Raw genomic sequence first — 26,429 nt, 5'->3', positions numbered from 1 at the left:
CTTCTCTCATGATGGAAAGAAATTCAACACATCTGAGCTATCCTCAGGTCTAAATGACTATAATAATAACTGTGTAACATTATAATTATCCAGAGCTTTTACAACATATACAACATACAATACTTGATTTAGCATCCAAAGCTTTACTATTTAATGATATTGCGACATGTTCATAGCGATATTGAAAAGATCTCATGTGTAAATTGTACATAAGAAATAAAGGATATGATCAGCTCTAATCACTTTGAAGCCTGCATGCATAAATTAACTTCATAGCAACCACATCATTATGGAGGGCTGAAAATGAATGAGATATGTAATAATGCCAAATCGACAGGCACTAATTCAGATAAGTCCGGTTTCTACAGGGACATTTGGGAATGGAGGGCTTCCATTTCCTCCGGTAGTGATGATAAAGTCTCCCCTTTTGATCTTGGTGAAGTCGCCAATTACGAGATACCTAAAACCCTTGAAACGGAAATTCACCGTTATTTGATGCCCTATAGCGTTCATCCCGAAGGCGGGTATGTTGCATACATATCGAATGGGCGTGTTTGGGGAACATCAGGTTCCGTCCTGACATCAGATGAAAAATTGATCTTCGACCTTTCTCCCGAATACGATGGAAGACTTAATAGAATGTTGACACTGGAAGAGCACCCTGCTTTGTATCGGAGTATGATACAGGAGCAACTGTATCTCCAAGGGACTTCTGCCGTTTTGACTTTTTGCGGGAGTCATAATTACTTTCATTGGTTATATGATGTGCTGCCTCGACTGGGTATGCTTCAAATTCTAAATATTCCTTTTCAATCGCTGATCATGAATCCTAATCCTCATGCATCATTTGTGGAAGAGACGTTACTAATGTTTGGCGCATCGGTATCGTCCGTGATTCGTACTGGAGACAATCGGGAAATTCAGGCTGACCGTTTGGTTGTGCCTTCCCTAATGATGAATTCACACTATCCGCCTTGGGCTACATCTGTCCTTCGCATGTTTATGCTGCCTAGACGCGACACAACGCTGGATTCACCGGAGCGCATTTTCATTTCTCGGAGCAAAGCCTCCGCACGACGGATAGCTAACGAGCGTGAAGTCATCCGGCTTTTGGAGGCGTACGGGTTTGTTTCGGTCTGTCTGGAGGATTGGAGCATTGCCCAGCAGGTTCAGCTCTTTGCTTCCTCAAAAGCGATTGTTGCACCGCATGGAGCCGGGCTGGCCAACCTCGCTTTCTGCATGCAAGACACCCTTGTCTTCGAAATTTTTCATATCCGGCATGTGGTACCTACTTACTGGATGATTAGCAACCATAACAAACTTGATTATTATATGATGTATGGACAAGATGATGGAACGACACCAGACCGTTTTTCGGGATTAGAGGACTTCACCGTGGACCTGGATCGACTGGAGCAAACGATGCGTATAGCTGGTCTGAATAAACAGGATACCTGAATAATGTTCAGGTCCCTCAGAGTCACTCAGAATCACTCATAACTAAACGGTAAGAATGCGGGTTCCTGATTACTTAAAATAATAATAAAGGGCTACTGACTAAGAGAGTCAGTAGCCCTTTATTGAACTCGGAATGCATCAAATCGAAGATTATGGATGATGAATACGCAATGTAACATCATAGACTATTCATGTGACATCATGAATGGGAAAGAATGTTATGCACTCATAGGTGTCTTCTCTTGTCGCGATATTCGGTACTTGGGATCGAAGGACGATCGTTTAAGTGCCCCCGCCTTCTGCATACTTATCGTAAGTTTCTCCATCCTCCGTAAGCAGAAATATCCTCTGCTCCTTCTTCAGCATAGCCTTCGCATATAAACCCGGATACTTCTGTCCCATCTGCTAATTCAATTTTGCCTATACCTAGCGGGGCCGGAATTAATGCAGCGAACGCGCCAAAAGAAGCGACTGGCATCTGCCACAATTCAAGTGCAAAGGCACTGCCGCCTGCCTTCTTCTTCAGCAGCCCAGGCTTAGCCGGTATGGTAGGCAGCTTCAGCATTTGATACTTCTCCGCCGTATGCGACTCACCAATGAACTGGCTCCCGTGCTCCAGCATTTGTTTCTCCAGTGGATAACCTCTCATGTGCAGGCCGCAGACGGCAACCAGCATCGTTTCTTGCCTTTTTGCTTCCAAAGGCGGCAAATTCTCTTCCAGAAACGAGGCCGCAGCGTTTTCTATCAAGTGCTCATTTCCCGACAGCGAGAAGAGCGTAATTCCAAACGGTAGTTCTGCCACCGCATCACCTGCTGGTACAGCAACCGCGCATAAATCTAGGAGATTACAATGGTTCGTATACCGCCCCATGTCCGAATTCGCAGCTATCGGTTCGGCTTCAATCTGACTTCTTTTCCACGTTCCTCCGCACGTCGGCATGACAAGTACGGCTTCCTGAAGAAGCTTGTTGCTTATCATTCGCAGCTCCTGAAGCTTATGTATTGCGGTAAATACAGAGGGTGCATCATGCTTGTCTGAGTTGCCTGATCGCAAGATTTGTTCCGTCACGGGGACAGTGACTCCTGGGCTTGACTCAATGAATCCTCCTACACTGGCCCATCGCTCAGCTACCCAAGGTCCATCATACAGAAGTGCGGCAGCCTCCTCAAAGAGATCGTAATCGATATATTCGACTGGCAGCTCCAACCGTTCGACCCTCTGGACGGCTGCATCCCATGCCTTCCTGTATTCAACCGCCAACGGACCAAAAAACGTTAATGGATTTTTAGGCAAATACAACTTTTGGGGAAGCTTATCGACCCTTCGCGATATTTCCTTGGACCATGGGTCTGATGATTCAAGGCCCCGCATTTGCACATCGACAATCCTTGCTTCCTGTAAAGAATGGGTAAATACAGTTACACAGTCCAGGCTGGCACATGCGGGAACAACACCTTTTGTTGACCAGGCTCCTAAACTCGGTTTATAGCCGACAAGACGGTTCAGCGCCGCAGGAACCCTTCCGGAGCCCGCGGTATCCGTGCCTAGGGCGAATGCTGCCTGCCCCCTCGCTACGGCTACGGCAGATCCTGAACTGGACCCGCCGCTGATCCATTCAGCGCTTCGCGCGTTATGCGTTTCACCGTAAGGACTCCGGGTGCCTACAAGCCCAGTCGCAAATTGATCCATATTCGTTTTACCTACAGGAATGGCTCCTGCGTTTAACAATCGTTCTACAACAGCAGCATGCCTGTCTGGAACATACGCATATTCGAGACAGCCAGCCGTCGTTGGTGTGCCAGCCACATCGATATTGTCCTTAATGGCGAATGGTACACCCCACAGCGGCAAGGAAGTATCCATTGTTTTGAGACGGTCCAAATACGGCTTGATTCTCTCCAGTACAGGCGGCGTAATCCAGATATTCATCCCTTCGTCCTCACGGGAACGGCAGATGATCTCTTCAATGACCTGCTCTGGCTTGAGTTTCCCGCTCCCATATTGTGTTTGCAGCCAGTCTATTGTCAGTTCACGCGGTATATTCATATCCGGCTTACTCATCCGTCACCCCTCCTTGATGCGTACATATTAATCAGGCTGGTCTCATTTCATTCAACTTCATTGCTAGATGCAGCTGCAATACATCATCGCCATTATCCATGCTGATCCCCAGCAATTCACATACCCGCTCTACCCGATAGGAAACAGTATTATAATGAGTGAAAAGCTCCGCTGACGTCTTTTTCACATTTCGATTATGCTTAAAATATACCTTCAACGTTTCAAACAGCTGGGAATTATGCTTGGCATCATACGTAAGCAAGGGCTGAATGAATCGATCACGGTACTCTTGTACCTCCTCCGTATCCGGTAGATGGTATAAGAGTTGGAACACCCCTAGCTTCATATAGTCCACATAGGGTTCACGGTAATCGCAAATGGAGCTGATATGATGAATCTTTTTGGCATCGTTATAGCTCTCATACACCTTCTCCGCAGCTCCGGTTCGATTACCGATACATAGAGAATAGCTCTCTGTAGGGAAAACCAGCTTCATATCAGCAATAATGGTGTCCATCGCCACATTTCGATTACCATACATGACTTCTGCGAAAAGAAGAACCAGCTCTCCCTCCAGTATAGTTGCCTGAAGTCCCTCACCTTTGGATTTGGTTCTCAGCCTTTTAATCGCCTGCTGCATGGTCCTGATGCTAGGTTTGACGTTCAGAAATCGCACTAACGCGACATGGCGCGGCTGATCATCTTCAAGTGGGTGCCCGCACGCTTCCGCTCGCAGCTTCAGATCCTCAATGGTTACAATTCGGCCTGTAATCCAGTCCTGCAGAAACTGATCGACGTACTTCAGCTCTACTTCCCGCCTGGCGTTGGCATTGATCATCTCGAGCCCTACCAAAACGCCTACGCGATCAATCGTCAGCCGATCAACAACGGAGTGCTCCTGATTCCATTCCAGCAGAACCAGCAAGCATTTGTCGTATTGCTTGTCATTAACGGCTGATACATATACACGAATTCGACGCTCACCTAGCGTTATGAAACTCACACCGAGACTGCTCTCTTCCCGCAAACCGGACCACAGCATTGGATTGTCTGCCTCCACAATCTCTTCTGCCTGAGGAGAAAGGAACAGATGATTGGAGTCATCAAGCAATACAATGGGATTGTTCAATATGCCATCCAGTGTTTGCAAAAATTCCTCTAATCCTTTCCCGTACAGGAGTTGTTGAGACAGCTTGTGAAAACGGCTTTGCAGCAGCGAAAGCTCTCTTGCCTCCTGCACAAGGACTCGTTCCATAATATCTCGAACAACATCCGAAAATACGATCGCGGCCGGAAGCTCAAAGATCGGGAAATCCAACTGATCTGCCAGTTCGAGTGCACGGCTAGGAATATGATCAATGAATCGTTTCGTTTTAATCCCTAGCGCCGATACACCTTTCTCCACCAGCTGCGGTATGATATCCGCTATAGCCTCTGGCTGATCACGAAATGGAAATCCACTGGTAATCAGAAACTCCCCTGGGCGCACCCAATCAATCACATCCGGCACTTCCATCACGTTGACACGGTTAATGATTCGCTGCATGCCACTCGCTCCAGCCAAGACGACAGCTTCCTTAAAGTCGTGGATCAACAAAACATCACTGCACGTGAATCCTGCCTTCTTGTGATCTGCCATCTCCAATCCCGCCTGACTATTTCAATTTGGTGGTAAAGACATCTTCCACTAATGTTGTATTAAAAAAGGAGTTAACCGGAGCATTCTCTTCAACCGGCAAGAAAATGCTGATCTGTTCTGTCGGCTGTTCATCATCATTAGCTACCGAATGAATAACGCCTGCCGGGACATGGAACGTATCGCCTGCCTGATAGCTCTTCCATTCTCCATTGCATAACAGTTTTACTTTCCCTACCGTGATGTGAATGATTTCAGCTACGTCATGATAGTGGGGCAGTACCTGACCGCCAACTCCGATCTTTTCCCATAAAACAGAGCTGGTACGGAAGCCCATCTGATCAGCCTGCTCTGCAGACACAATTTCGCGGTGATACAGGTGAATATGATTCGGCATGAGCCCCCATTGCATCTCTTCCCCTGTGATAACCTCCGTTTTCTTGGCTGTAATCATCTTGTCATTCCTCCATTTGTGTTTTTTTATGGATGTATCCCGTCTAATCCCTACGCTTAAAAACCACAGCCACCGGCCCGCCGCCTGGGGGCCCCTGATGTTCGGCTCCACCAGACACATAGATCATTGGATCACCACACACCGAAGCAAGCACACCTCCGACGACAGCCCGCGCATGTCTCGTATGGTTAATATCCGAATCATCAAGCATCGTATGCCGGTGACCCCGGATGAACCCGGTGGGATCGGCCTCTGCCTTGGCCATCACCTGCACCATTTCAGCATCTGCATGTATATCCAGCAGGCGCTTGAGCGCAGGGGCGTCAATGGAATCTTTCATTACAGCATGGTCGATAAAATATGGACCTTCCGCGAAGTCGGAATTGCCGAAGACGATCACCTCACAATATGCCAGCTCGCTGCCTGCCGACGTGGAGGCTACGCTGCTGAACAGCTGCCATGAATCGCAGATATCCGTATCCTGAAGTCCAGCTCGTTCCACCTCTCCAAGAGCAACTGCCGCACCAAGTGCAGAGGCTCCCCGTGAATATCCCATGGATTTGTAGGTATCATCTGTCACGGTGGTTTGAGATCTGCTCAAGGCATCATACACGCCTTCCGACGTCAGCAGCGGACACTTGATTTGCACAAAATGTACATCTGCCGAAGATTCGATGCCAGCTTCTGCTATGGCTCGCTGAACGGCAGCAGCCACTTCGTCCACTTGAGCCAGCCTTCCAATCTCCTCCGGAAGGAAATCCCGTGTTTTGGCGACGCCAATGGCAAGAGAGTGTTGATCTTGTCTCTGACTATCTTGGTTATAAGCACCCTTGCGGCTAATCACTGTAAAGTGAGGACTCAATATGCCCTCGGTTCCTCCAGACATCACATAGGATATGGACGAGGTTGATTCTTTTCGATATTCTCCAAAAAATTGTTTTAACGCCAGCACAGCATAACCACGCGTAAAATCGTTCACGCAGCCATTGCCCTCTGTTTTACCTAGTACTGCAACCACATCTTGGGGATCAATAACTCCCTCATGGATCGCTTTCTCCATCGCAGCCACATCGTTAGGCGAACGGCTTGGAATACGGTTCACAGTGCATCTCATCATAGGTCATCCGTCCTTTGCCAGAATATAATTCTTTTCTCTAGTAAGCTGATGGCCCAGAAGAGAACCAGGCCACATAGTGCGGATGCAATAATGGCGGAGAACATCACAGGCGTATCCATATGGTATGAAGATACCAGTACGACATAGCCGAGCCCTTTGTTTGCACCGACAAATTCACCGACAATGGCACCCACGATAGCCAGCGAGGTCGAGATTTTTAACGCAGAAAACACATAAGGCAGACTTGCAGGCAGTCGTAATTTCCAGAAAATTTCTGACTTGGTGCCTTTATATGTGGAGAACAGTTCCCATGCTTCGTGCTCAATGGCTTTCAGACCCTTTACGCTGTTCACCAGAATGGGAAAGAAACAGATTAGCATGGAAGCTACAACCTTGGAAGAATACCCTGTGCCCATCCATACGACCAACAGCGGAGCCAGAGCGACGAGCGGGGTCGTTTTGAGTGCAATCGCCAGCGGGAATACTCCCTTTTCAATCGGCTTGGAATGCACGAAGATCACAGCGGTAATCAATCCCAGGACATTGGCAAGCACGAAGCCTGCCAAAGCCTCCAGCAGCGTGACCAGCATATGCGACCATAATGAGCTGTCCATAACCGATAAGATTCCTGTGGGAGATGGGAGCAAATAAAGGGGGATGTCGAAAAGACGAACAATAAGTTCCCATAATATAAGAAAGGCAATGGCGAATACGACAGGATACATGGCATCTTTGATCTTGGTTTTCATAGGTGTTTGACCCGCTTTCTTAACTCATTGACTGTCTGGTGGAAGGCCGGAAGCTCATCCATACCGATCTCCCTCGGTGAAGGCAGCGGAACCGAAATAATGTCCTCCACTCCGGCAGGTCTTGGTGACATCATGATCACGCGGTTGGATAGCAGCACGGATTCCTGAATCGAGTGGGTAACCATAACAACTGTACTTAGGCTCGTTTCGGGACTCTCCCATAGACGCAGCAGTTCGAAATTCAGCTTTTCTCTCGTAAATTCATCGAGTGCCCCAAAGGGCTCATCCATAAGCAATACTGTCGGATCTGCAGCGAGTGCCCTTGCAATCGCAATCCGCTGCTGCATGCCCCCGCTCAGCTGATGCGGAAAATGATTCATGAAATCCTGAAGTCCAACCAACCGCAGCGAGGATTCCGCTTTTTCCTTGATCTCTTTTTTGGTGAATTTCTTCTCTCCGATCGTGAGAGGCAGCGATATATTTTGGATTGCGGTTAGCCAGGGCATCAATACAGGCTTCTGAAACACCATGCCGAGCGAGAGATCCTTCGATGGATAGACGATCTCTCCTCCTGCGTTTGGCTGAAGCAGATCGAGCATTAACCGGAGCAGCGTTGACTTCCCACAGCCGCTTGGGCCGAGGATCGAAACAAACTCATTTTTATAAATATCAATCGACACATTGTTCAATACGTTGACGTCACCAAAGGATAAGGAGCAATTTTTCAACGTAACCGCGATGTCACTTTTGGAAGAAATGGTTGTCTGTTGTACGTGGAGCCTCGAAGCTTCTTTCTCCAGACCACTGGTCGTTGTTAGCATAAAATCACACCCTATTCGATAAATTCGTTTGAAAATACGTCTTCTAGCTTTTGCTCTTCCTTCAAGAATTCCAAATCAATCAGGTTCTTCTGCAGCACGTCCCATGCCTCGGACTCCATCTTCCCGAGTGGGAGCTTCTCCGGCTCCAGCAAAGAAATGCTTGCATTCATCATGCTGACCTCGTGATCAAGGGTCAATTTATCCCCGTATTTCAAGCCAAATTCGGCAGCCTCTTCAGGGTTCTCAATAGCGTAGCTCCAGCCCTTCATGGAAGCCTGGACGAAGCTTTTCACCATTTCGGGATCACGCTCGATGATGTCCTCTGTCGTAAACAACGTATCCGCATAAAAGTTAATATCATAATCGCCTGGCTCAATAATATTGACTTCATTCCCCTGTTCCTGTACGGCGAGGACCTCATTAATTACATAACCGGGCCATGCCTTCACCTGTCCGCTGAGCAATGGACTGAGGTCATATTTTGCAGGCATTTCTTCCACCTTGGTTCCGTCTATGCCCGCATTTTTCACCATTGCTCGGTAAGTCAGCTCTTCATTCCCTCCAAGCTTCACACCGATCTTCTGGCCGACCAGATCCTCCATTTTCGTGATCCCTGAATCCTTGAGACTAAACAACACAAATGGCGTTTTTCTGTAAATGGCGGACAATGCCTTCACGGGAACCCCTTTCTCCCTGGCCATCAGTATTTGATCTGCGCCCGTCACGCCGAATTGCTCCGCACCTGATGCTATCATCTGTACGGAAGGAAAATCCGCGCCGCCTGGTCTGATCTCAACATCCAAACCCGCTTCCTTATAAAACCCCTTCTCTACAGCGGTATAGAAGCCGGCAAACTGTGCTTGATGAACCCATTTTAGACGCAGAACCACTTTTTTCAGTTCTCCGGATTCTCCATTTCCTGAAGCTGAGCTAGGCATATCGTTCGACCCGCAAGCTGTTAGTGCAAGCAAACAAACCGACATTACGATAAGCAGTGACTTTCTGGACCATCTCCACATATGATTTCCTCCCATGTTGTTGCTTTTTCTATTGCTGTGGCAGTGATTGATTAAAAAACAGCTAGCGCTTTTAATACCTCGCTGGAGTTGCTGACGCTGCCGAACACGCCTCCCTGCATTTTGACCATCTGGAGCGCGGCGTGATGATTGTCAGGATCGGTCGCTCCCGTGCAGTCATCCAGGATCAGACATTCATATCCTCTGTCGTTGGCTTCACGCATCGTTGTATGCACACACACATCCGTTGTAATTCCCGTCAATATCAAATGAGTTATTCCTTTATTCTTCAGGATCAGATCCAGGTCTGTGGCATAAAAACTGCCTTTGCCGGGCTTATCAATGATCGATTCACCTTCGATCGGAGCAAGCTCCTCTATAATCTGCCATCCCGGTTCACCTCGAACCAAAATGCGTCCTGCTGGTCCGGAGGAGCCTATCTCTGCCCCAATCTGTTTGCTGCGCCAACGTTTGTTTGCAGGCAGATCGGATAGATCCGGTTTATGTCCCTCTCTCGTGTGGATGACATGAAACTGTTCTATCTGCCTGACCCGATGCAGGAGTTTTCGAATAGGCTCAATGGGTTTGGCCGTCAAGGACAAGTCATACCCCATCTGTTCCACATAACCGCCCTTGCCGCAAAAGTCGATTTGCATATCGATAATGACTAAAGCAGTTTTACTGGGATCGATATTCCCGTCGTAAGGCCAACTGTACGGTGCTGCTGTAATTTGCATAGGTATTCTCCTTTTCAGAACGAACAGAAATTCATGTGTTAATCAAATATTGTGTTATATAACCTAACTCGTTTTCTTCTTGTGTCATATTATATTACGATCGATCAGGGATGTCTTTGTAGTTTTCCATAAAAAAGCTTCATTATTTTTTGTTGTTTTTCACAATCATTCAAATGTTGTGTTATAAATTATCACATAGCCTTTATCGCTTAGCTTAAATAAAAACACAAAAAAGCCGCTGATTCAGCGACTTTGGTTGATATGAATGGATATGATGATTTTACTTATTTAGAATTCATAAGGTTTTCTGTGCAGCTATGTAGCCACTCCCTGGTTCAGGATGATACTGTATTCGATAAAGTCGATCCGTTCCACGCGATACAGATCATAGATCTGCTCCCTGGCATTGATGGATCCATATAATTCATAATGCGAATGATTGGCCAGTTTTACATAGGGCAGTTTTTGTGCAGCTTTGCTCGACCGGATATTTTGTTTGCGAATCTTCAAAAACACCGTTTCTATGGCATGTTCGAGGAAAAGTTCACTCAAGAAGACAGATTTCGCCCGTTGACTGTATCCGTTACCGAAGTAAGGCGCTCCAATCCATGTGGCCAGAAATCCTGTATGATTTACGATATGATACAGATCAATGGTTCCGATGGGCAGCCCTGTTTCGTTAAGAATCGTTCGAGAAATGGTGATTTTCTGTTCTTCCTCGTCCATCAGCTGTTTGGTCAGGAATAAATACTCCTCAGGCGACTGACATTGGTAACGAACATAAGGTGACACTGAGGGGTCCGTCAATAAGCTGTACAGTGCGTGGCATTCATGCAAATCGCGTTTTTTTAACATCCTGTCTACCACCTAGTCCTTTTAGTTCGCTATATAAGCAAATTAAGTATATAAAAGGTATTGTGGAATTTAATGAATTCTGTATGTGGCTTATGTAAAATTCATTGGCAAAATGGTATTGGTGTTTGAACGATTTTGAACGAATAGCACAAAACAAACGGCATGTCCCTTCTTGTGAGAAGACATGCCGTTTTGTACAACTTAACGGATAATTTGATTACTGCATACCTTGCATGATGGCATTAATGATGCCTTGCTGGGTTACTGTGTTGTTTGAGCGGTTAAACAAAGCGAAACCATGCTGACCGTTATGTCCATTGTCCCAATACACCGGCACGGCCCCGTACTTCTTGGCAGTTGCCGTTACCGCTTTGGCATAAGCTTGACGATAAACGTTATTGGTTGAGTCATACGCCGTTTTATCAATGGAGCCAAATTCTCCAATGACAACTGGATAGCCCTGCGTTACAAACTTATCGTACATCGATTTGAACTGTGCATTCAGATAGTCTTCCTGACCCCAGGTCGATTTCTTCGAAGGATTTGTTGCCGCTGCACCCCACTGCGTGATATTTCCGTTCTCCTCACCAGCAAAATCCCATGGAGAGTAGTAGTGTGCAGAGATCATGATTCTCTTCTGAGAGCTCGGAATTGCTGAAGATCTGAAATTATCTGTCGGAAGAGCAAAACCGTAATTACCCACCGTGTAGTCGATATTCGTGTTCCAGCCAGGAATCAGTAACCACCTGGCGTTGTTGTTGCCTCCGGTCTTCCGGACGGTGTCTACAAAGATTTGATTATAGGCGTTCAAATTAGCATAGTAAGCAGCATTTGGATTGCCATAATTTCCGTCGAACACTTCGTTCATTGATTCAAAAATAAGACGTTCATTATAATTGCTGAACTTGGTAGCAATCTGCTGCCACACCTTTTGGTATTTCTCCTTAATAGCAGCCTGATTACTGCCATTCACAAGAAGCCATCCGCCTGGAATAGAATTATACCCATCTCCATGAATGTTAATGACGACATATAAACCCTCATTGTAAGCATAATCAACGACGGTTTGGACTCGATTCAACCACGCAGCGTTAATCGTGTAATTGGGAGCGCTTCCAATATGATTGAAATAGGATACAGGAATGCGAATTGTCTTGAAGCCTGCTGCCTTTACCTTTTTAATCAACTCTGGAGTAACGACAGGATTGCCCCAAGCCGTCTCACTGGGGACGCCATTCACGGTTGCTTCAAGCTGGTTCCCCAGATTCCACCCTGCTCCCATCTCCGATACAATCTGTGAAGCGTTCAATGATCTGAAATCATCTGCCGATGCTTTCGTACTCCACCCGGTCAATGCCGCAGCCGCAAACAATACAAGTGCTAAACTGCAAACACCATATCTCTTCATTTGTTTGAGCATAACCAAACCTCCGCTTATTCACATTTTATTACAAGCAGTGCCGTTACTCTCTTTATACCAATTGAATGAATCGAAAATATGCCCCTCCCTTCTATATCGATCAGACAAATGAAATAGTCGCCTATCATCAACAGAATAACACAAATATGGAAAATAAAGAACAATATTCTCTACGGAATTTTCGACAAAAACAATCTATTCGCCAATCTAACCAATCAAGTCTTGCCAATCTTTCGCAAGGCTTTTTTTAGGTTGAATGGAGATATGTTGTTGACTTGCTTAAACAATCTTTAGATTTTCTTTAGAAATATACTCATTAATTCCTTAGTTTATTTCATTATGATTTTGCTATCGACAAGCGAGGAGGTAAAACCATGGTCAGTAATACAATCTTAGAGCTGCTTCACCAGTATGGTTATCTGATTTTTTATTTTGCCTTCTCCCTGGGCCCGTTTGGAATTCCGATTCCGAATGAGATCACGATTATCAGTGGGGCCATCCTGAGCCACACGGGTGCAATTGATGCTGGGATCACTTACTTCTGTATTTTATCCGGACTTATAACGGCCATCACCGTCGCCTATATTGCAGGTAAATTATACGGGACGAGGAAATTATGCAGGTTTCAACATAACAAACATTTTATCAAAGCCGAACGAATACTGAACCAACGAGGCCACTGGGCGATGTCTATTGGTTTGTTTATTCCAGTCGTACGATATGTTCTTCCTCTGGTGATCGGGCTGAGCGGAGTACATTTCAGAAGATTTGCAATTATATCCTATTCCAGTGCTCTACTTTGGACCTTAACGTATTTTGCTGCAGGCACCTACTTTGGAGATCCCATTCTGTCTGCGCTTCAGCTATTACACTTTTAAGTCCGTCTTGTAGTTACAAAAATTCGATATAAAACCCATGGAGGAACTTAATTTAATGAATTCCAATGAAACGATTTTGTTTTTGAAAAGCTTTGTAAAGAACCCCAAACATGTAGGCAGTGTCATACCAAGCTCTCGTTTTCTGGCGAGCAACATGGTTAGTCATGCACCTTGGCTTGAATTCAAGGCCATCGCCGAGCTCGGAGCAGGAACAGGGGCCATCACCCGTTATATTGAAAAACAGGCGCAGGATTCTACCAAGGTAATCGTGTTTGAGTCGAATCAGATCATGAGAACCAACCTGCAAAATGCATTCCCAACGTTCTCTTTCTATCCGAATGCCGCTCACTTAGTAGCTGCGATGAAGCAAGAGGGCATTCAGCAGCTCGATTGTATCTTTAGCGGATTGCCGTTTTTCAACTTTGAACCTGAGCTTCGAAACACGTTGGTAGACCAAATCTACCAGGCTCTCAAACCTGGAGGTTTATTCATCGCCTTTCAATATTCGCTTCAAATGAAGAAGACACTTTTCAAATATTTTGTCATTGAGAACATCGATGTAGTGCCACTGAATATCCCTCCTGCGTTTGTTTATGTCTGTCGCAAAAAGGAAACAATTTAAACATTCTGGACGATGGATTACACTGGTAGATGTCACAAGTTCATTATATTTATTTTATAGACTGGTCTAAAAAGGAGCTAGATTTATGAACACCGTACTCATTGTCGATGATGAACCCGATATCCGTGATGTCATTCATGTCTATTTACGTAACGAAGGATATCACGTCATCGAAGCAGCCGATGGTCTGGAAGCACTTCATATTATAAAAACAACATCGGTTCAACTCGTCATTCTGGATGTTATGATGCCCGTCTTGGACGGAATTCAAGCCTGTCTTAAAATTCGCGAAGTATCCAACACTCCGATCATCATGCTGTCAGCTAAAGAAGAGGACATTGATAAAATCACAGGCCTGACTACCGGGGCTGACGACTATATGGTCAAACCGTTTAATCCATTGGAATTACTCGCTCGTGTCAGGGCTCAGCTGCGGCGCCAAACCCTGATTGGGAAAGCTGAATATAATTCTCTAATCCTAGTTAAAGACCTTGTCATTGATAAAAGTAAACATTCCGTGAAGTTGAAAGAGAATGATATTCCACTCACGCCGCTGGAGTTTGCAATACTTGAGCTGCTTGCCAGCCACCCCGGACAGGTGTTTAGCTCTGAGAAAATCTACGAAACCGTGTGGAAAGAACCTTACGGGTATTCGGATAATACCGTGATGGTCCACATCCGCAATCTTCGTGAGAAGCTGGAAGTGAACCCAAGAGAACCTCAGTATATTAAAACGGTATGGGGAGTAGGTTACAAAGTTGATTAAGAGACAGCCGCTATCCAAGCAAACGAAAAAGATACAGTTCCACATTCTTAATCGATTGGTGATCAGTTTTGTTATTTCAATTGTTGGTTCCGTGTGCGTGAATAATATCCTTATTATGACGGTTTCCAAAATCAGTGATGGATTAGAATGGCACTGGCTTCTTAACTTTTTCCCTTATGTCATTACACCTATTTTTATATTGATCTTCACATTCACTTTTTTAATAGCCACACAAAAAATAGTCAGAGATCTGATCTCCTTGGAGCAAGGTCTTCAATTCATATCGGAAGGTCACCTGGATTACCGGGTAGCCGTTAATCGTCAAGACGAATTGGGACGGGTCGCTACCAACATTAATCTCATGACGGAGCAGCTGCAACAACAGATCATGAAGGAACGCGAATTGGAAAAATCCAAAATGGACTTAATCACAGGCATTTCCCATGATCTGCGCACGCCTCTTACAAGCATCATTGGTTATATTGAGCTTCTGCGAACCAATTCCTTTCAAGACGAGGCTGAGTATACACGATTCGTAGAAAACACCTATAACAAAGCGACGCACTTAAAAAAACTGCTGGATGATCTATTTGAATATACCCGTCTTACCTCCGTCGATACCCAATTGGACCTGCGTAAAATTGATTTGTTTCAACTTTTAGACCAGATGTTATTCGAATTTGAACCTCTCGCTATGGAACATGGCATCCACATCGAGAAAGACATCGGTGATTCACCAATGATGACCTATATCGACAGTGATAAGATGGCTCGCGCCATCGATAATCTGTTAATGAATGCCCTGAAGTATTCCTTGAAGCCGGGTACGATTCATATCCGAATGGCCACACACTCTGAACATATTACAATTGAAGTCGAAAATAAAGGAACCCCCCTAACGGCAGAACAGATGGACAAGCTGTTTGACCGGTTTTACAAAGTCGATTATTCAAGGAGCAGCGAAGGCATTCAATCAGGATCCGGGCTCGGCCTTTCGATTGCGAGAAATATTGCGGAGCTGCATCATGGCACCCTCACCCTTCAGCATGAGGATAATATATTTAAGTTTCGACTAAGGTTGCCTTATTCCACTCCAATGCCTCTTTCCTAGTGAAGAAAATGAATCAGGAGCAAATTCAACAGTTGGATTGCATTATTTACGGATTACCATTTTTTAACTTTTCCAAGACAATGAGAGAACACATCCTTGCTCAAATTACACAAGCTCTCCGGCCAGGAGGCATGTTGGTCTTCTATCAGTACTCACTTCATATGAAGCAACTGCTGGCTGAAGAGTTTATTATTGAGAATATCCAGTTTGTCCTCTGCAATTTTCCTCCTGTCTACGTGTACACATGCCACAAGAAAGATAACGAGGCCTGAAAAATATCTACGCTGCTCATTTAGATTCAAATGCTTCCATGACTTATGCACTGTTCTCTTGAAACGAGAAAAGCCGCTAAAATTAGCGGCTATTTCCCTCTTAAAGCTCAAGTTCATAGGTTTGTTCGATGTGGCGTACTCCCCAGGCATCGTTCTCTTGTTCTTTGGTTTTGACAAAACCTTGCTTGGTATACATGGCTATAGCTGTTTTTTGGTCTTCCGTCGTTTCCAGAAATACATTGGAGTATCCCTTCTCTTTACAATAAGCCATAGCTTCATGAATGAGTTTCTTGCCAATACCCATACCTCTGTATTCCGGATGTAGAATAAACCACCTAATCTGGGCCCTTTGTCCTGGATGCTCAATAACCGCGATACTACCAACGATTTCATTGTCGCATTCCGATATCCAGAACCGGTCCTTATCCGGATCGTACGTCTGGAGTAAATCATAGAATGTCTTGCAGACATATCCTTCAAATATATGATTATAACCGCACTCCTTGGCGTATACCCAACCGTGAAGATGGATTAATGCTCCAACGTCCCCCGGTCTCAATTCAGACCTGATTTCTATGGTCTGTTCTTCCGGATTACCGGATAACTTGTTCTGAATCGTGTTCATGCTTTCGGCAATGCTTAACTGACTCTGTTCAGGCAAATCAACAATCATATTGCGTATCTGATCATCGGATAATTCGTTTAAGTGGACCAACGTTTCTTCACCAAGCTCTGACAAATACAGCAAGGACGATCTTCCATCCTCCTTGGACTGCACACGATAGGTTAATCCCATTTTTTCAAACCGTTTTAACATTCGGCTCAGATAGCCCGGATCGAGTCCTAGCTGCTCAATGAGCATGCTTGCCTTGCATTCTTCGGATTGACCAATTTCATAAAGGACCCGGACCTCCGATAGTGAGAACTCGCTATCGAGCAGGTGCTTATCCAGCAAACCCAGCACCTTGGTGTAGTATCGGTTAAATCGGCGAATGATTGGAATGATTGATGTTGGTGATTTCATGGTATCCTCCTGACATACAAAACATAATTTATCGGGTTTGTTTACTTGACTAAGTCAACTATATACACTTTACCCCATTTTATTTGACTTAGTCAAGCAAATGGTAATAGCCCTCCAATATAAAGAAAAAACCGAATTGCTGTCCTTATGAGGACACAACTCGGTTTCTTGTAACTACATTTGTTTGATTAATGTTTTGGTTTGGTACGTGACCAAATGATCACAGGAATAAGAAGCAAGGACAAGACTCCTCCCAGTAATGAAAGTGTGGAATAGCTTGTTTGCGCTGTAACCATGCCTGACATCGCGCCCCCTGTTGCCCCTGCCAGAGCGATTAGAACATCCACTTTCCCTTGGGTTTTTGCACGAAGCTGAGGAGGAGTTGCATCAACAATGGCTGCAGTTCCACTGATTAGACCAAAATTCCATCCCAGTCCAAGTAAAGCTAAGGCTAAAATAAGAAAAACCATTGAGTCAGCCGGTGCAAATGCAGCCAGCAAACCTGCGATTAGCAACGTCACACCAGACGCGTAGGACATCATTGTACGTCCAAACCGATCAACAAGAATCCCGGTAATTAAGGAAGGCAGATACATCGCAGCAACATGAATACCTATCACCATTCCCACAGCACCTATTCCATGTCCGTGATGCTGCATATGAACCGGAGTCATCGTCATTATGGCAACCATGACAATCTGAGTAAGAATCATGACTGTTGCGCCAATCATGATACCTCGCTTATGAACACTGGAAATGATATGCTCCGATTGTTCTGCCCGGTTGTGATTCTCTTTTTCTGCGATGCCCTTGGCTACCATGAATGGATCGGGACGCAGAAAAATAAGCAATATTACCCCCGCTACAATGTACGCTAACGCTGCAAGCATGAATGGACCAGACAATACCGGAGCACCTAAGGACTCAGCAAATTGCCCTGTTACGTTAACCAGATTGGGACCGGCAACCGCACCAAATGTAGTGAAAACCATAGCCATGCTTATCGCTTTTGCCCGCTCTGTTGGTAATGCCAAATCGGTACCAGCATATCGAGTCTGCATGTTCGTGGCCGTACCTCCCCCATAGACCAATAATGACAAGAAGAGAAGCGGAAGGTTGTCAAAAATAGCAGCAAGTACGACGCCAATCGCTCCCAGCCCTCCTGCCAGAAATCCTGCGGCCAAACCAATTCTGCGGCCCTTTTGTTGCGATAGGCGTCCAACAAGCAGTGCGGCTGCGGCAGAACCTAACGTAAACAGTGCGGTTGGAATTCCGGCATATTGATCCGTTCCCAGCATGTCCTGTGCAAGCAGTGCTCCTACGGTGATGCCGGCAGCCAGACCTGCACCGCCAAATATTTGGGATGCGATGACAATACCCAATGTCTTTTTCTGCAGCTGACGCTGCTTCTCACGTGATTCTATGTACCCCTGAATGACCACGTCATGGCGCTCAGTCTTTTCCTGAGCCCTGCCCTTATTGGAAGACATATCATTACACACCTCTTTTCGTTCATCTGCTCATTTCATTATAAAAGAGTATGATGAGTCTACAATCCCATAACATTGGGATTTTGATATACCTGGAAGCAGACCACACCAAAAAAGCCGCTACATCAGCGACTTCTTCGGCAGTTCGAGTCATCCTATCATTAATAAACTTAATGTCCCTTAACTTATCCCAAAATCAGATTTTGATCAATCCATCTGTATGCCAGACACCTGGGATCATCTCACGTTCCAATTCCAGAAGTTCTTTGATGATCTTGTCCGCATCACTGATGGAACTGACAAGAGGATCCGTCAACATCGCTCTTCTAAGCTTCTCGTAGCTCTGCTCCACAACGGCTTCTGCCGTAAGCTCATGCGTATCCAGTACAAGCTCCTGCATTCCCCGAATTCCTCTCGGCATCTCACCAACATGAACCGGCTTCGCCCCCTCCATGCTTACGTCACATAACAGCTCCAGGAACGAATCAGGATTCATATTAGTCACTGCCCCATTGTTGAGCGTGTTCACGAAGAAGCGTTTCCCCAAATTGCCCACCATATTTTCAATAATGTCTGTTGCATGATCCGGGCCGAAGGAGCTCATGTAATCGGCAATGGGAATGTCCCCCGAAAGGAAGCCGTCCACCTGGTTCCACATCTCGTCGTGACGCAGATAACGATCCTCTGTCTCCCAGATCGATAACGGCGGGATACGATCCGGCGATTTACCATGACCTTGCCAATAACGTACATACTCCTTCGTATGTGCAGTACAAGTAGGGATATATCCAAAAATATCGTACAATTCATACGTAATGGCGTCGTTATGGAGAGCTTTGGCACCTTGATCGCCACCATTGTTCTCCTCACCAGCTGATTTCCGCATAGCCTCTGCAATCGTAGGCATAACATCCTTGCCTTCGAACTCCGCCTTTAGGAGCCATGTAAAATGATTGACTCCGGCAATACGGAAGTCAAACTTCCGATCGATTTCCTCGGTAAACTCATTTCTATCGCCGATGATGCCTGCTCGTACAGCATAATAAGCCTTCTTATGAGGCATATGATGACTGTCACAAAGCGCAAACGATTTCAGCTTCGGTGCATAACGGTGTAATGCAATACCATGGACGGTAGACGGATTGATATAGTTAATCACCCAAGCATCGGGACACAGCTCTTCTATATCTTTGGCACATTCCATAATGACCGGCAATTCCCGCATCGCACGGAAAATCCCTCCTGGACCGATGGTATCTCCTGAGCACATACGGATGCCATATTTCAAAGATACCTCGCAATCAATCCCCCGATATTTTACCGATTGCTCAGCGAAGCTCAGTACAACGAAGTCAGCCCCCGGAAGCACCTGTCTGCGGTCTGTCGAGCCCTCAATCTTCAAAGATACGTTGTTCTCCCGAGCAATCATCTCCGCAAGTTTCACCATTTTTGCCAACCTGTCATCGTCCGTATCCACCAGAGCCAGCGTGCCCTGGTTCAAGTATGGGGAATGAACCATCTGCCATATGGACTGGCGACCAAAGAATAGACTCCCTGCTCCGATAACGACAACCTTCGGCTGCGGCATGTTCGTAGTGTTCATGAATAACCCTCCTCATGTGATATAAGTTCATTATAGAAGAGTGGCTAATAATCGGAATGTGCAATAGTTTTCAATACATGTCATATCGTACGATATTTAACAACCTTCAAAACCTTTGATATAATGAGTTAAATTTAAAGATGTCATGTGGTAAAGGTGGATGAGGAAATCGAATGAGTGAGAACAGATTGAATATGAGCATCCTCAGCGAACTTTCGGAATATATTCATCTCCGGATGAGCTCCTATCTAGAACAAACTCACGATCAAGACTGGACAGAACATAAATCCCATCCAGATTACGACCTTTGGTTCATTCAAGAGGGCTCCGTCAGGATGATGATCGATGGGTTCGAATATACGGCAGTCCCAGGAGATGCCATATTCTTTTATCCGGATATGCCCTATATTGCTTCGACGCCCGAGGACGGTTGCCGATTCATTTACATCCATTTTAACTTTGGCATCGGGGAACAGCAGCGAATTCTGGCCGGGTTTCAACTTCCGGGAATTGTGCCGGGTAACCTGATTCAGGAGGAAACCTTGCTGTTCACCAGGGCATTTCGTCGATTAAAACAGGAGAACGGCACGTCAGGGAACCAACTCTACTTAAAGGCCTCTCTTCTCGCCGTAATTGCAAAGATTCTCGAGCTTCACGGTCAGGGTGCCTATGTGGGTCAATTCCTGAACGGTAAGAAACCTAGAAAAACCGAAGGTAGCCTGGAAGTATTACAAGATGTATTTCAATATGTGGATGCGAACCTGCACCGTCCCATCCGAATGAACGATCTCGCAGCGATGACAGGGATCTCCGAGAAGTATTTCATTTCTTATTTTAAGAAAACCGTTGGGATCACCCCCGGTCAGTACATTTCCCAGATCAAAATGAATCGCGCAAGGGATTATCTCTACGAAAAAAAGTATACGATCCAACAAATCGCCGGCTTCCTGGGCTATCCCGATCCGTTTACGTTCTCAAAAGCTTTCAAAAAATACTATAACGTGCCTCCATCCAAGTTCGAATGATTAGCTTTCTCTCAAAATGAGCCAAATGCTGCAGTATCTTGGAATTTACGTTAGTCTTGATACTAATGATCTTCAATTAACTCACCATGCTTATCATAGTATTTATATTTAAATTCGTAGGTTTCACTCTTTGATTCAGGCAAATCAATCCAATTAACAGACTTCTGATTGACGTCCAACTCCTGCTGAATCCCTTGTTCATTGATGTACAATTGCATTCTAGCAATCTCATTATATTGATTTGTTACGATCATAAACTGATTTATCATAGCTTCCTTACTCGAATCTCGAATGAGAAACGAAGCAAAAGATTGATTTGGACGCTTTTCGAAGCCACAACTTATTTGATGGTCTCCTCATCATTTCCATACCATTTTTTTGACTTGTCTAGAGATAAAATGACAACTAAAACAACTAAGATTAAGGTGAATGAAATATAAACGAAGCTGCTTTTCTGTAACATAAGCCAATTCATCCTCCAAATAATTCTTTTCTCAGCACCTTATTACTATATTTTGAAATCAACCAGTTTTCTTTCGTTTCCGTTTGTGTAACCACCCAACCTATATCATATGCACATTATACTTTTGAGTGCCCTGCTCCGCTTCGTTCTTAATGTCACATTCGCATTCAAGAAGATACGCACGCTCTCTGGACTTTTGATTTAGGTTACCTTTTTCAAATTAAACTTAATTTTATTTTATCATTTCATATACCATCTGGAAATTTATTCAATTTTCTGGATGTAATCCCTTTTAGCTATTGAAAAAAGATCAGTTTGCCCATTGGCAAGCTGCTCTTTTAATTTCCTACAAATGTATCCCTCTACCCTTCATTCGTACAGTATTGAGTCGTCCTGAAGTTAGTTCATTGTCACTTTTTCATAAAACTTACTTATGCGGGGAAAGAGACGAAATGCGTTGCCGTAAGCAATTGCCTTCATGTTATCTTCGCTAATCTGCATGGCTTCATGGAGTACCGACTCACGCTGCATGCGAAGCACGCTGTCTGCTGGCCAAGGAATGTCCGCACCGAACAGAATTCGATCAGGCCCAATTAACTTCTGGATCGTGCCAAGGTTCAGCGTAGAATCATAATAGAGATGGTCCAGTTTGTCCATTTCAGCCTGGAATTGTTCTGGTGTCGCTTCTACTTGAATGGAATCCTGCCCTATGGCTGCAAGTGCAATTCTCCATTTGATGTACGGAACCATGCCCCCTGTATGAGGAAGAATAAACGTAATGGAAGGGTATTGGTCGAAAATGCGATGGACTGCCATCGTAGTGACAGCACGAGTCGTATCAAAGGTTCCCTCTAGCAGCGCAGGGCTAAGTCCGGCAATTTTCTGTGGAATGAGAATGGGATGAAGAAACACAACCGCACTACGTCGATCCAACTCGCTTAACAATTCGGCGTAATCCGGATGGCTTAAATATTTCCCTTGATAACTAGTGAGCATTGCAACTCCATCCAGTCCAAGAACATCAAGCGCATACACGGTCTCTTCCAGGGCAGCTCCAGCATCCGGGAGCGGAAGCGTTGCGAATGCACCATACTTCTCAGGATACTGCTGTGCATATGAGGCAAGCTCTTCATTCATTTTCCGTGCCAGTGTATTGGCCGATGGCTGGTCAATGAATGTCAGATCTGACGGGGCCGAAAGAAACGAAAAGGAAATGTCGGCTATGCCCATTTTCTCAAGTCCAATCTCCGGTGTCCACTTCGGCATAAAACTTGGAATCTCTATGCCCAGCTCCTTCTGTTTCCTTTGCATTTCTCTAGAAATGATATGATGATGCACATCAATAACGGGATTAAACATATAGGATCAGCTCCTTTTATTTGTTTTCAAGCCATTGGTTTAGCTGGTTTTGCTTTTCTGTTAATATCTTGTCTACGCCTGCACTCTTTAATTTCTCGATATAAGCCGGCAGTTCTGCTGGGTCAAACGTGCCTGTCTGAAATCCAGCGTCATACTGATTCTGGACATTGGTTACCGATGTAATTTGCGTTTTGACGGGATTGATATCGAAGCTGAATCCCATTGCTCTTGACTTTACGGCACTTTCATTTTCACTCTTTAACACCTCCCACATATCGGGGTCATTACCTTCCCAGATATAGGACAGGAAATTGTTACCAACCGCGTATTGATTGGAATCATATCCTGACGAACTGACACCGTCCGGCTTGGCAATGAGGCCATCGCTTTGTTTAACATAGTGCTTGCCCTCGATTCCATTCGTGAACAGATTAATGACCGCTTCGTCCGAGTAGAACAGTTCCAAAACCTGAATTGCCTTATCCGGCTGCTCACTGTTCCTCGCCAAAGACATCATGTTGGAAGCTACGCTATTTCGCGTCATATAGGAAGCCTCCAGGGGTACACATGCAAGCTCTGTCCCTGCCGCCAGCGATTCCGAGTAACACTCATTGATATTCCGGATATAGGAGAAGGCTTTGCCCGCCTTAATCAGGTTGGATCCCGTTTCCTGGGATGTTGCAACATCCTTGCTGAAATAACCTTTCTCGTACCACTCTCGCATCAGATCGGCCATCGTTGAGAAGCGTGTCGTGGCAAAGAGATTTTGCACCGTGTAGTCTGTTCCACTGAAATCCAGTACGCCAGGCGCTGTTCCCAATGGATCGAAATTCAGCATGGCTTGTCCGGGAGTTTCCTGCGAAGTATAACTGACGATTGGTGTGACTCCCGGCTCTTCTTCCTTGATACGTTGCAATACATCTGAGATATCACTCCAAGTCTTTACGGACGCAAGGTCGATACCCTGCTTATCCGCCAGTTCCTTGCTCATCACAAAACTTGGAGATAATGCCCAGGCTTTGATGCTTGGAACACCATAGGTTTCACTATTCATTCTTCCGGCTTCCGCCGCTTCCCCCGGAATGGCCTCCAGAATTTTTTGGCCGAATTCGTTCAGATGTTCGTCCATAGGCAGCAGCTGCCCCCTGCTGATCTGGGACTCCAGACCGAACCAAACACTGGTATACACCAGATCCAGTTTGTCGCTGCCAGCCAGCATCAAGTTCATTTGATTCGCATAATTGGAGCCATTTACCGGCAGGAGCTTCACCGTTGCGCCTACTTTTTCAGCTGTAATTTCACTGATGGCATCCTGAACTTCCTTGACATCCGTCACATCCCCAAAAGCCGGATACGTCATGACCACTTCATACAAGCCTTTCTCTGCTTCATTTCCGCGAACAGATTCTTCCTCGCCGCCCGAGCTTCCGCATGCTGTTACTAAAACACCAAACAAGGATGTCACCAGCATGAAACCTACAAACCTTCTTTTTGTAAACATCTTTCTTCACTCCCCCATGTTTGCTATTGGAACAACCTATTGGATGCCGAGCTCTGTTAGCCTTTTACAGCACCAATGGTCAACCCTTTAACGAAGAACTTCTGAAAAAACGGATATGCTGCGATAAGCGGTAATACACCGATGACGGCGATAGCCATTCTCACGCTTGCAAGAGGTACGGATGAAGCGACAGCCGTCTGGCCGGACAAACTGTTCTGTTGCAAATACTGCACATCGGACAACATGCGGTTAAGCAGGTTCTGAATACTGTATAAGCTTCCGTCATTGATGAAAATCAGACCGTTGAACCAATCGTTCCAGTACGAAATCATGAGCATCAGACCTATCGTAGCCAGACTGGGGAGCGCTAGCGGGAGAACAATTTTGCAATAAATGACCCATTCATTGGCACCATCCACATAAGCCGACTCCACAACTTCACCGGGAATTGACGTGGAGAAGAAACTGCGCATCAATAAAATGTAGAAGCCATTAGTCAGCAAATTCGGGATGATCAAGGACCAGATAGTGTCTTTCAAATGGAAGAGGTCCGCATACACCAAGTACATGGGCACGAGCCCGCCATTGAAAAGCAGGGTGAAAAATACAAAAAAGGACAGGAACGAACGAAACGGAAGCACATTTCTCGATAATGGATAAGCGATGAGGGTTGTAATCAGAAGGCCAAGAATGGTTCCCACTATTGTGATGAACGTGGTAATTCCGTACGAGCGCAGAATCAATGAATACTGATCGAACAAGTACACATAAGCGTCGAAACTGAATTGATCTGGAATCAAGCTATATCCATTTCTAATGATGGCTTGTTCATCGGTAAGCGAAGCGGATATGAGGAGCAGAAACGGAAATGCTGCAGCAATTGCCATCGCGATGAGCACGAAGTGAACCGTTATTTGATACATTCGATTTGAATACAAGTTGGCCACCCCCTTTTACTAAAACAGAGCCAGATCCTTGTCTTTTCGGCGAACAAACGCATTGGTCGTCAAGACTAACAGAAAACCGACGATGGACTGGTATAGCCCTGCTGCGGATGACATTCCAAAGTCCCCGAAAGTCATCAATCCACGGTAAACATAAATGTCAATGACATCCGTAGTGGTTTGCAGTGCACCTGAATTCAACGGGACCTGATAGAACAGACCAAAATCGGAATTGAAAATGCGTCCAACCGAAAGCAGAACCAGAATGACCATTGTGGGTTTAATCAGAGGAAGGGTGATGCTCCAAACTTGCCTCCACTTGGAAGCTCCGTCCAGCGTAGCCGATTCGTAGTATTCCTGGCTGATGCCTACGATGGAGGCCAGATAGACGATGCAGGTATAACCAACATTTTTCCACAGGTACACGACACTTAATATGTAAGGCCATTTCCCTGCGTCTGCATACCACGACACCGAATCGATTCCCAGCCAAGGAAGCACGTAATGGTTGATGAACCCATTCTCCTCGTTTAGCAAGGCTAGTACCAAGTAAGCGACAATAACCATTGAGATGAGGTAAGGGAGTAAAATAATGCTCTGATACAAGCGAGAGACGAATCTTTTTCTTACTTCATTTAGTAATACCGCGACGGCTACGGAGAGTATCGTTCCAAGCACGATAAACGCACCATTGTACAATAATGTGTTTCGGGTAATCACCCAGGCATCCTGCGTTTGGAACAGGTAAGCGAAGTTGTCAAAACCTACCCAGTCGCTTCCCCATATCCCCTTTGCGAAATTGACATTTTTAAACGCAATGATTATGCCAAACATCGGCAAGTAGTTGTTGATGAACAGATAGATGATACCTGGTAAGACCATGACCAATAGCAACCAATGCCTTTTTATGTTTTGGATGCGATATGCAAAGGCACTACGACGCATGCCTTTCTCCCGCTTTTCTACGTAACGATGCTTGGTGTCGTAAATCAAATACATCCCTCCTTTTCTTATTCGTGTAAGTTTATCTAACGTTATTTTCTTCT

Annotated in this window: 24 protein-coding genes; 6 read left to right on the top strand and 18 right to left on the bottom strand. The window is 45.4% G+C overall.

Annotation, left to right across the window (positions count from 1 at the left end; translation table 11 throughout):
* Positions 1 to 303: 303 nt before the first annotated feature.
* The gene (locus MH144_RS01370; RefSeq protein ID WP_239296917.1) at positions 304 to 1,458 is read left to right on the top strand and encodes a glycosyltransferase family 61 protein; all 1,155 of its coding nucleotides are present in this window, start codon (positions 304 to 306) and stop codon (positions 1,456 to 1,458) included.
* A gap of 307 nt (positions 1,459 to 1,765) precedes the next feature.
* Here the strand turns inward: MH144_RS01370 and atzF are convergent, their stop codons facing one another.
* The 10 genes from atzF to MH144_RS01320 all read right to left on the bottom strand — a co-directional run bounded on the left by atzF (position 1,766) and on the right by MH144_RS01320 (position 12,325).
* Entirely contained in the window at positions 1,766 to 3,520 is a 1,755-nt protein-coding gene (gene atzF, locus MH144_RS01365; RefSeq protein ID WP_239296915.1) for an allophanate hydrolase, read from the bottom strand.
* Positions 3,521 to 3,551: 31 nt separating this feature from the next.
* A complete protein-coding gene (locus MH144_RS01360; protein WP_239296905.1) occupies positions 3,552 to 5,159 on the bottom strand; it encodes a PucR family transcriptional regulator in 1,608 nt (535 codons plus the stop codon).
* A gap of 16 nt (positions 5,160 to 5,175) precedes the next feature.
* Positions 5,176 to 5,610, bottom strand: coding sequence for a cupin domain-containing protein (locus MH144_RS01355; protein ID WP_239296895.1), 435 nt, complete (start codon positions 5,608 to 5,610; stop codon positions 5,176 to 5,178).
* A gap of 43 nt (positions 5,611 to 5,653) precedes the next feature.
* Positions 5,654 to 6,727 (bottom strand): cyanuric acid amidohydrolase, encoded by a 1,074-nt coding sequence (atzD, locus tag MH144_RS01350; RefSeq protein ID WP_239296893.1) that lies wholly within the window; start codon positions 6,725 to 6,727, stop codon positions 5,654 to 5,656.
* Positions 6,724 to 7,476, bottom strand: a complete 753-nt coding sequence (locus tag MH144_RS01345; protein ID WP_239296884.1) for an ABC transporter permease — start codon at positions 7,474 to 7,476, stop codon at positions 6,724 to 6,726. Before MH144_RS01345 ends, atzD begins: the two co-directional genes overlap by 4 nt.
* Positions 7,473 to 8,297, bottom strand: coding sequence for an ABC transporter ATP-binding protein (locus tag MH144_RS01340; RefSeq protein WP_239296882.1), 825 nt, complete (start codon positions 8,295 to 8,297; stop codon positions 7,473 to 7,475). Before MH144_RS01340 ends, MH144_RS01345 begins: the two co-directional genes overlap by 4 nt.
* 11 nt (positions 8,298 to 8,308) lie before the next feature.
* Complete coding sequence (locus MH144_RS01335; protein ID WP_239296881.1) at positions 8,309 to 9,316, bottom strand: ABC transporter substrate-binding protein; 1,008 nt, start codon at positions 9,314 to 9,316, stop codon at positions 8,309 to 8,311.
* A gap of 50 nt (positions 9,317 to 9,366) precedes the next feature.
* Complete coding sequence (biuH, locus tag MH144_RS01330; RefSeq protein WP_239296869.1) at positions 9,367 to 10,050, bottom strand: biuret amidohydrolase; 684 nt, start codon at positions 10,048 to 10,050, stop codon at positions 9,367 to 9,369.
* Between the two features lie 315 nt (positions 10,051 to 10,365).
* Entirely contained in the window at positions 10,366 to 10,905 is a 540-nt protein-coding gene (locus MH144_RS01325; protein ID WP_239296867.1) for a GNAT family N-acetyltransferase, read from the bottom strand.
* A 217-nt stretch (positions 10,906 to 11,122) separates the two neighbouring features.
* Complete coding sequence (locus MH144_RS01320; RefSeq protein ID WP_239296865.1) at positions 11,123 to 12,325, bottom strand: glycoside hydrolase family 5 protein; 1,203 nt, start codon at positions 12,323 to 12,325, stop codon at positions 11,123 to 11,125.
* A gap of 374 nt (positions 12,326 to 12,699) precedes the next feature.
* On the opposite strand from MH144_RS01320, the gene MH144_RS01315 reads away from it, so the two are divergent.
* The 4 genes from MH144_RS01315 to MH144_RS01300 all read left to right on the top strand — a co-directional run bounded on the left by MH144_RS01315 (position 12,700) and on the right by MH144_RS01300 (position 15,702).
* Positions 12,700 to 13,203: a DedA family protein gene (locus tag MH144_RS01315; RefSeq protein ID WP_239296863.1), complete on the top strand. Its 504-nt coding sequence runs from the start codon at positions 12,700 to 12,702 to the stop codon at positions 13,201 to 13,203.
* A gap of 55 nt (positions 13,204 to 13,258) precedes the next feature.
* Positions 13,259 to 13,825, top strand: coding sequence for a class I SAM-dependent methyltransferase (locus tag MH144_RS01310; RefSeq protein ID WP_239296861.1), 567 nt, complete (start codon positions 13,259 to 13,261; stop codon positions 13,823 to 13,825).
* 85 nt (positions 13,826 to 13,910) lie between these two features.
* A complete protein-coding gene (locus MH144_RS01305; protein WP_239296859.1) occupies positions 13,911 to 14,591 on the top strand; it encodes a response regulator transcription factor in 681 nt (226 codons plus the stop codon).
* The gene (locus MH144_RS01300; RefSeq protein ID WP_239296857.1) at positions 14,584 to 15,702 is read left to right on the top strand and encodes a sensor histidine kinase; all 1,119 of its coding nucleotides are present in this window, start codon (positions 14,584 to 14,586) and stop codon (positions 15,700 to 15,702) included. Before MH144_RS01305 ends, MH144_RS01300 begins: the two co-directional genes overlap by 8 nt.
* Before the next feature lie 372 nt (positions 15,703 to 16,074).
* Here the strand turns inward: MH144_RS01300 and MH144_RS01295 are convergent, their stop codons facing one another.
* The 3 genes from MH144_RS01295 to MH144_RS01285 form a co-directional block, all read right to left on the bottom strand.
* The gene (locus MH144_RS01295) at positions 16,075 to 16,998 is read right to left on the bottom strand and encodes a bifunctional helix-turn-helix transcriptional regulator/GNAT family N-acetyltransferase (protein ID WP_239296855.1); all 924 of its coding nucleotides are present in this window, start codon (positions 16,996 to 16,998) and stop codon (positions 16,075 to 16,077) included.
* Between the two features lie 188 nt (positions 16,999 to 17,186).
* Positions 17,187 to 18,488 (bottom strand): MFS transporter, encoded by a 1,302-nt coding sequence (locus MH144_RS01290; protein ID WP_239296853.1) that lies wholly within the window; start codon positions 18,486 to 18,488, stop codon positions 17,187 to 17,189.
* Positions 18,489 to 18,684: 196 nt separating this feature from the next.
* Positions 18,685 to 20,091: a family 4 glycosyl hydrolase gene (locus MH144_RS01285; RefSeq protein ID WP_239296851.1), complete on the bottom strand. Its 1,407-nt coding sequence runs from the start codon at positions 20,089 to 20,091 to the stop codon at positions 18,685 to 18,687.
* A gap of 173 nt (positions 20,092 to 20,264) precedes the next feature.
* Here MH144_RS01285 and MH144_RS01280 point away from each other — a divergent pair, with 173 nt between their 5' ends.
* Entirely contained in the window at positions 20,265 to 21,116 is an 852-nt protein-coding gene (locus tag MH144_RS01280; RefSeq protein WP_239296849.1) for a helix-turn-helix transcriptional regulator, read from the top strand.
* Positions 21,117 to 21,178: 62 nt separating this feature from the next.
* Here the strand turns inward: MH144_RS01280 and MH144_RS01275 are convergent, their stop codons facing one another.
* The 5 genes from MH144_RS01275 to MH144_RS01255 form a co-directional block, all read right to left on the bottom strand.
* Positions 21,179 to 21,370, bottom strand: a complete 192-nt coding sequence (locus tag MH144_RS01275) for a hypothetical protein (protein ID WP_239296847.1) — start codon at positions 21,368 to 21,370, stop codon at positions 21,179 to 21,181.
* 608 nt (positions 21,371 to 21,978) lie between these two features.
* Positions 21,979 to 22,938, bottom strand: coding sequence for an amidohydrolase family protein (locus MH144_RS01270; RefSeq protein WP_239296845.1), 960 nt, complete (start codon positions 22,936 to 22,938; stop codon positions 21,979 to 21,981).
* A gap of 16 nt (positions 22,939 to 22,954) precedes the next feature.
* Positions 22,955 to 24,439: an ABC transporter substrate-binding protein gene (locus tag MH144_RS01265; protein ID WP_239296835.1), complete on the bottom strand. Its 1,485-nt coding sequence runs from the start codon at positions 24,437 to 24,439 to the stop codon at positions 22,955 to 22,957.
* Between the two features lie 56 nt (positions 24,440 to 24,495).
* Positions 24,496 to 25,386, bottom strand: a complete 891-nt coding sequence (locus tag MH144_RS01260; RefSeq protein WP_481857308.1) for a carbohydrate ABC transporter permease — start codon at positions 25,384 to 25,386, stop codon at positions 24,496 to 24,498.
* A gap of 9 nt (positions 25,387 to 25,395) precedes the next feature.
* Complete coding sequence (locus MH144_RS01255; RefSeq protein ID WP_239299205.1) at positions 25,396 to 26,328, bottom strand: ABC transporter permease; 933 nt, start codon at positions 26,326 to 26,328, stop codon at positions 25,396 to 25,398.
* Between the last annotated feature and the right edge of the window lie 101 nt (positions 26,329 to 26,429).

Origin of the sequence: Paenibacillus sp. ACRRY, assembly GCF_022346995.1 — a bacterium.
Lineage (GTDB): Bacteria > Bacillota > Bacilli > Paenibacillales > Paenibacillaceae > Paenibacillus.
This window is presented reverse-complemented; position numbering and strand designations above follow the sequence as displayed.

Bases quoted from the DNA above. Each gene is read 5' to 3' on its own strand.
- MH144_RS01310 (WP_239296861.1), top strand. From the start codon at position 13,259: ATGAATTCCAATGAAACGATTTTGTTTTTGAAAAGCTTTGTAAAGAAC.
- MH144_RS01290 (WP_239296853.1), bottom strand. From the start codon at position 18,488: ATGTCTTCCAATAAGGGCAGGGCTCAGGAAAAGACTGAGCGCCATGAC.
- MH144_RS01335 (WP_239296881.1), bottom strand. From the start codon at position 9,316: ATGTGGAGATGGTCCAGAAAGTCACTGCTTATCGTAATGTCGGTTTGT.
- MH144_RS01355 (WP_239296895.1), bottom strand. From the start codon at position 5,610: ATGATTACAGCCAAGAAAACGGAGGTTATCACAGGGGAAGAGATGCAA.
- MH144_RS01340 (WP_239296882.1), bottom strand. From the start codon at position 8,297: ATGCTAACAACGACCAGTGGTCTGGAGAAAGAAGCTTCGAGGCTCCAC.
- MH144_RS01295 (WP_239296855.1), bottom strand. From the start codon at position 16,998: ATGAAATCACCAACATCAATCATTCCAATCATTCGCCGATTTAACCGA.
- MH144_RS01370 (WP_239296917.1), top strand. From the start codon at position 304: ATGAATGAGATATGTAATAATGCCAAATCGACAGGCACTAATTCAGAT.
- MH144_RS01265 (WP_239296835.1), bottom strand. From the start codon at position 24,439: ATGTTTACAAAAAGAAGGTTTGTAGGTTTCATGCTGGTGACATCCTTG.
- atzF (WP_239296915.1), bottom strand. From the start codon at position 3,520: ATGAGTAAGCCGGATATGAATATACCGCGTGAACTGACAATAGACTGG.
- MH144_RS01270 (WP_239296845.1), bottom strand. From the start codon at position 22,938: ATGTTTAATCCCGTTATTGATGTGCATCATCATATCATTTCTAGAGAA.
- MH144_RS01285 (WP_239296851.1), bottom strand. From the start codon at position 20,091: ATGAACACTACGAACATGCCGCAGCCGAAGGTTGTCGTTATCGGAGCA.
- MH144_RS01255 (WP_239299205.1), bottom strand. From the start codon at position 26,328: ATGCGTCGTAGTGCCTTTGCATATCGCATCCAAAACATAAAAAGGCAT.
- MH144_RS01345 (WP_239296884.1), bottom strand. From the start codon at position 7,476: ATGAAAACCAAGATCAAAGATGCCATGTATCCTGTCGTATTCGCCATT.
- MH144_RS01320 (WP_239296865.1), bottom strand. From the start codon at position 12,325: ATGCTCAAACAAATGAAGAGATATGGTGTTTGCAGTTTAGCACTTGTA.
- MH144_RS01360 (WP_239296905.1), bottom strand. From the start codon at position 5,159: ATGGCAGATCACAAGAAGGCAGGATTCACGTGCAGTGATGTTTTGTTG.
- biuH (WP_239296869.1), bottom strand. From the start codon at position 10,050: ATGCAAATTACAGCAGCACCGTACAGTTGGCCTTACGACGGGAATATC.
- MH144_RS01280 (WP_239296849.1), top strand. From the start codon at position 20,265: ATGAGTGAGAACAGATTGAATATGAGCATCCTCAGCGAACTTTCGGAA.
- atzD (WP_239296893.1), bottom strand. From the start codon at position 6,727: ATGATGAGATGCACTGTGAACCGTATTCCAAGCCGTTCGCCTAACGAT.
- MH144_RS01315 (WP_239296863.1), top strand. From the start codon at position 12,700: ATGGTCAGTAATACAATCTTAGAGCTGCTTCACCAGTATGGTTATCTG.
- MH144_RS01305 (WP_239296859.1), top strand. From the start codon at position 13,911: ATGAACACCGTACTCATTGTCGATGATGAACCCGATATCCGTGATGTC.
- MH144_RS01325 (WP_239296867.1), bottom strand. From the start codon at position 10,905: ATGTTAAAAAAACGCGATTTGCATGAATGCCACGCACTGTACAGCTTA.
- MH144_RS01275 (WP_239296847.1), bottom strand. From the start codon at position 21,370: ATGATCGTAACAAATCAATATAATGAGATTGCTAGAATGCAATTGTAC.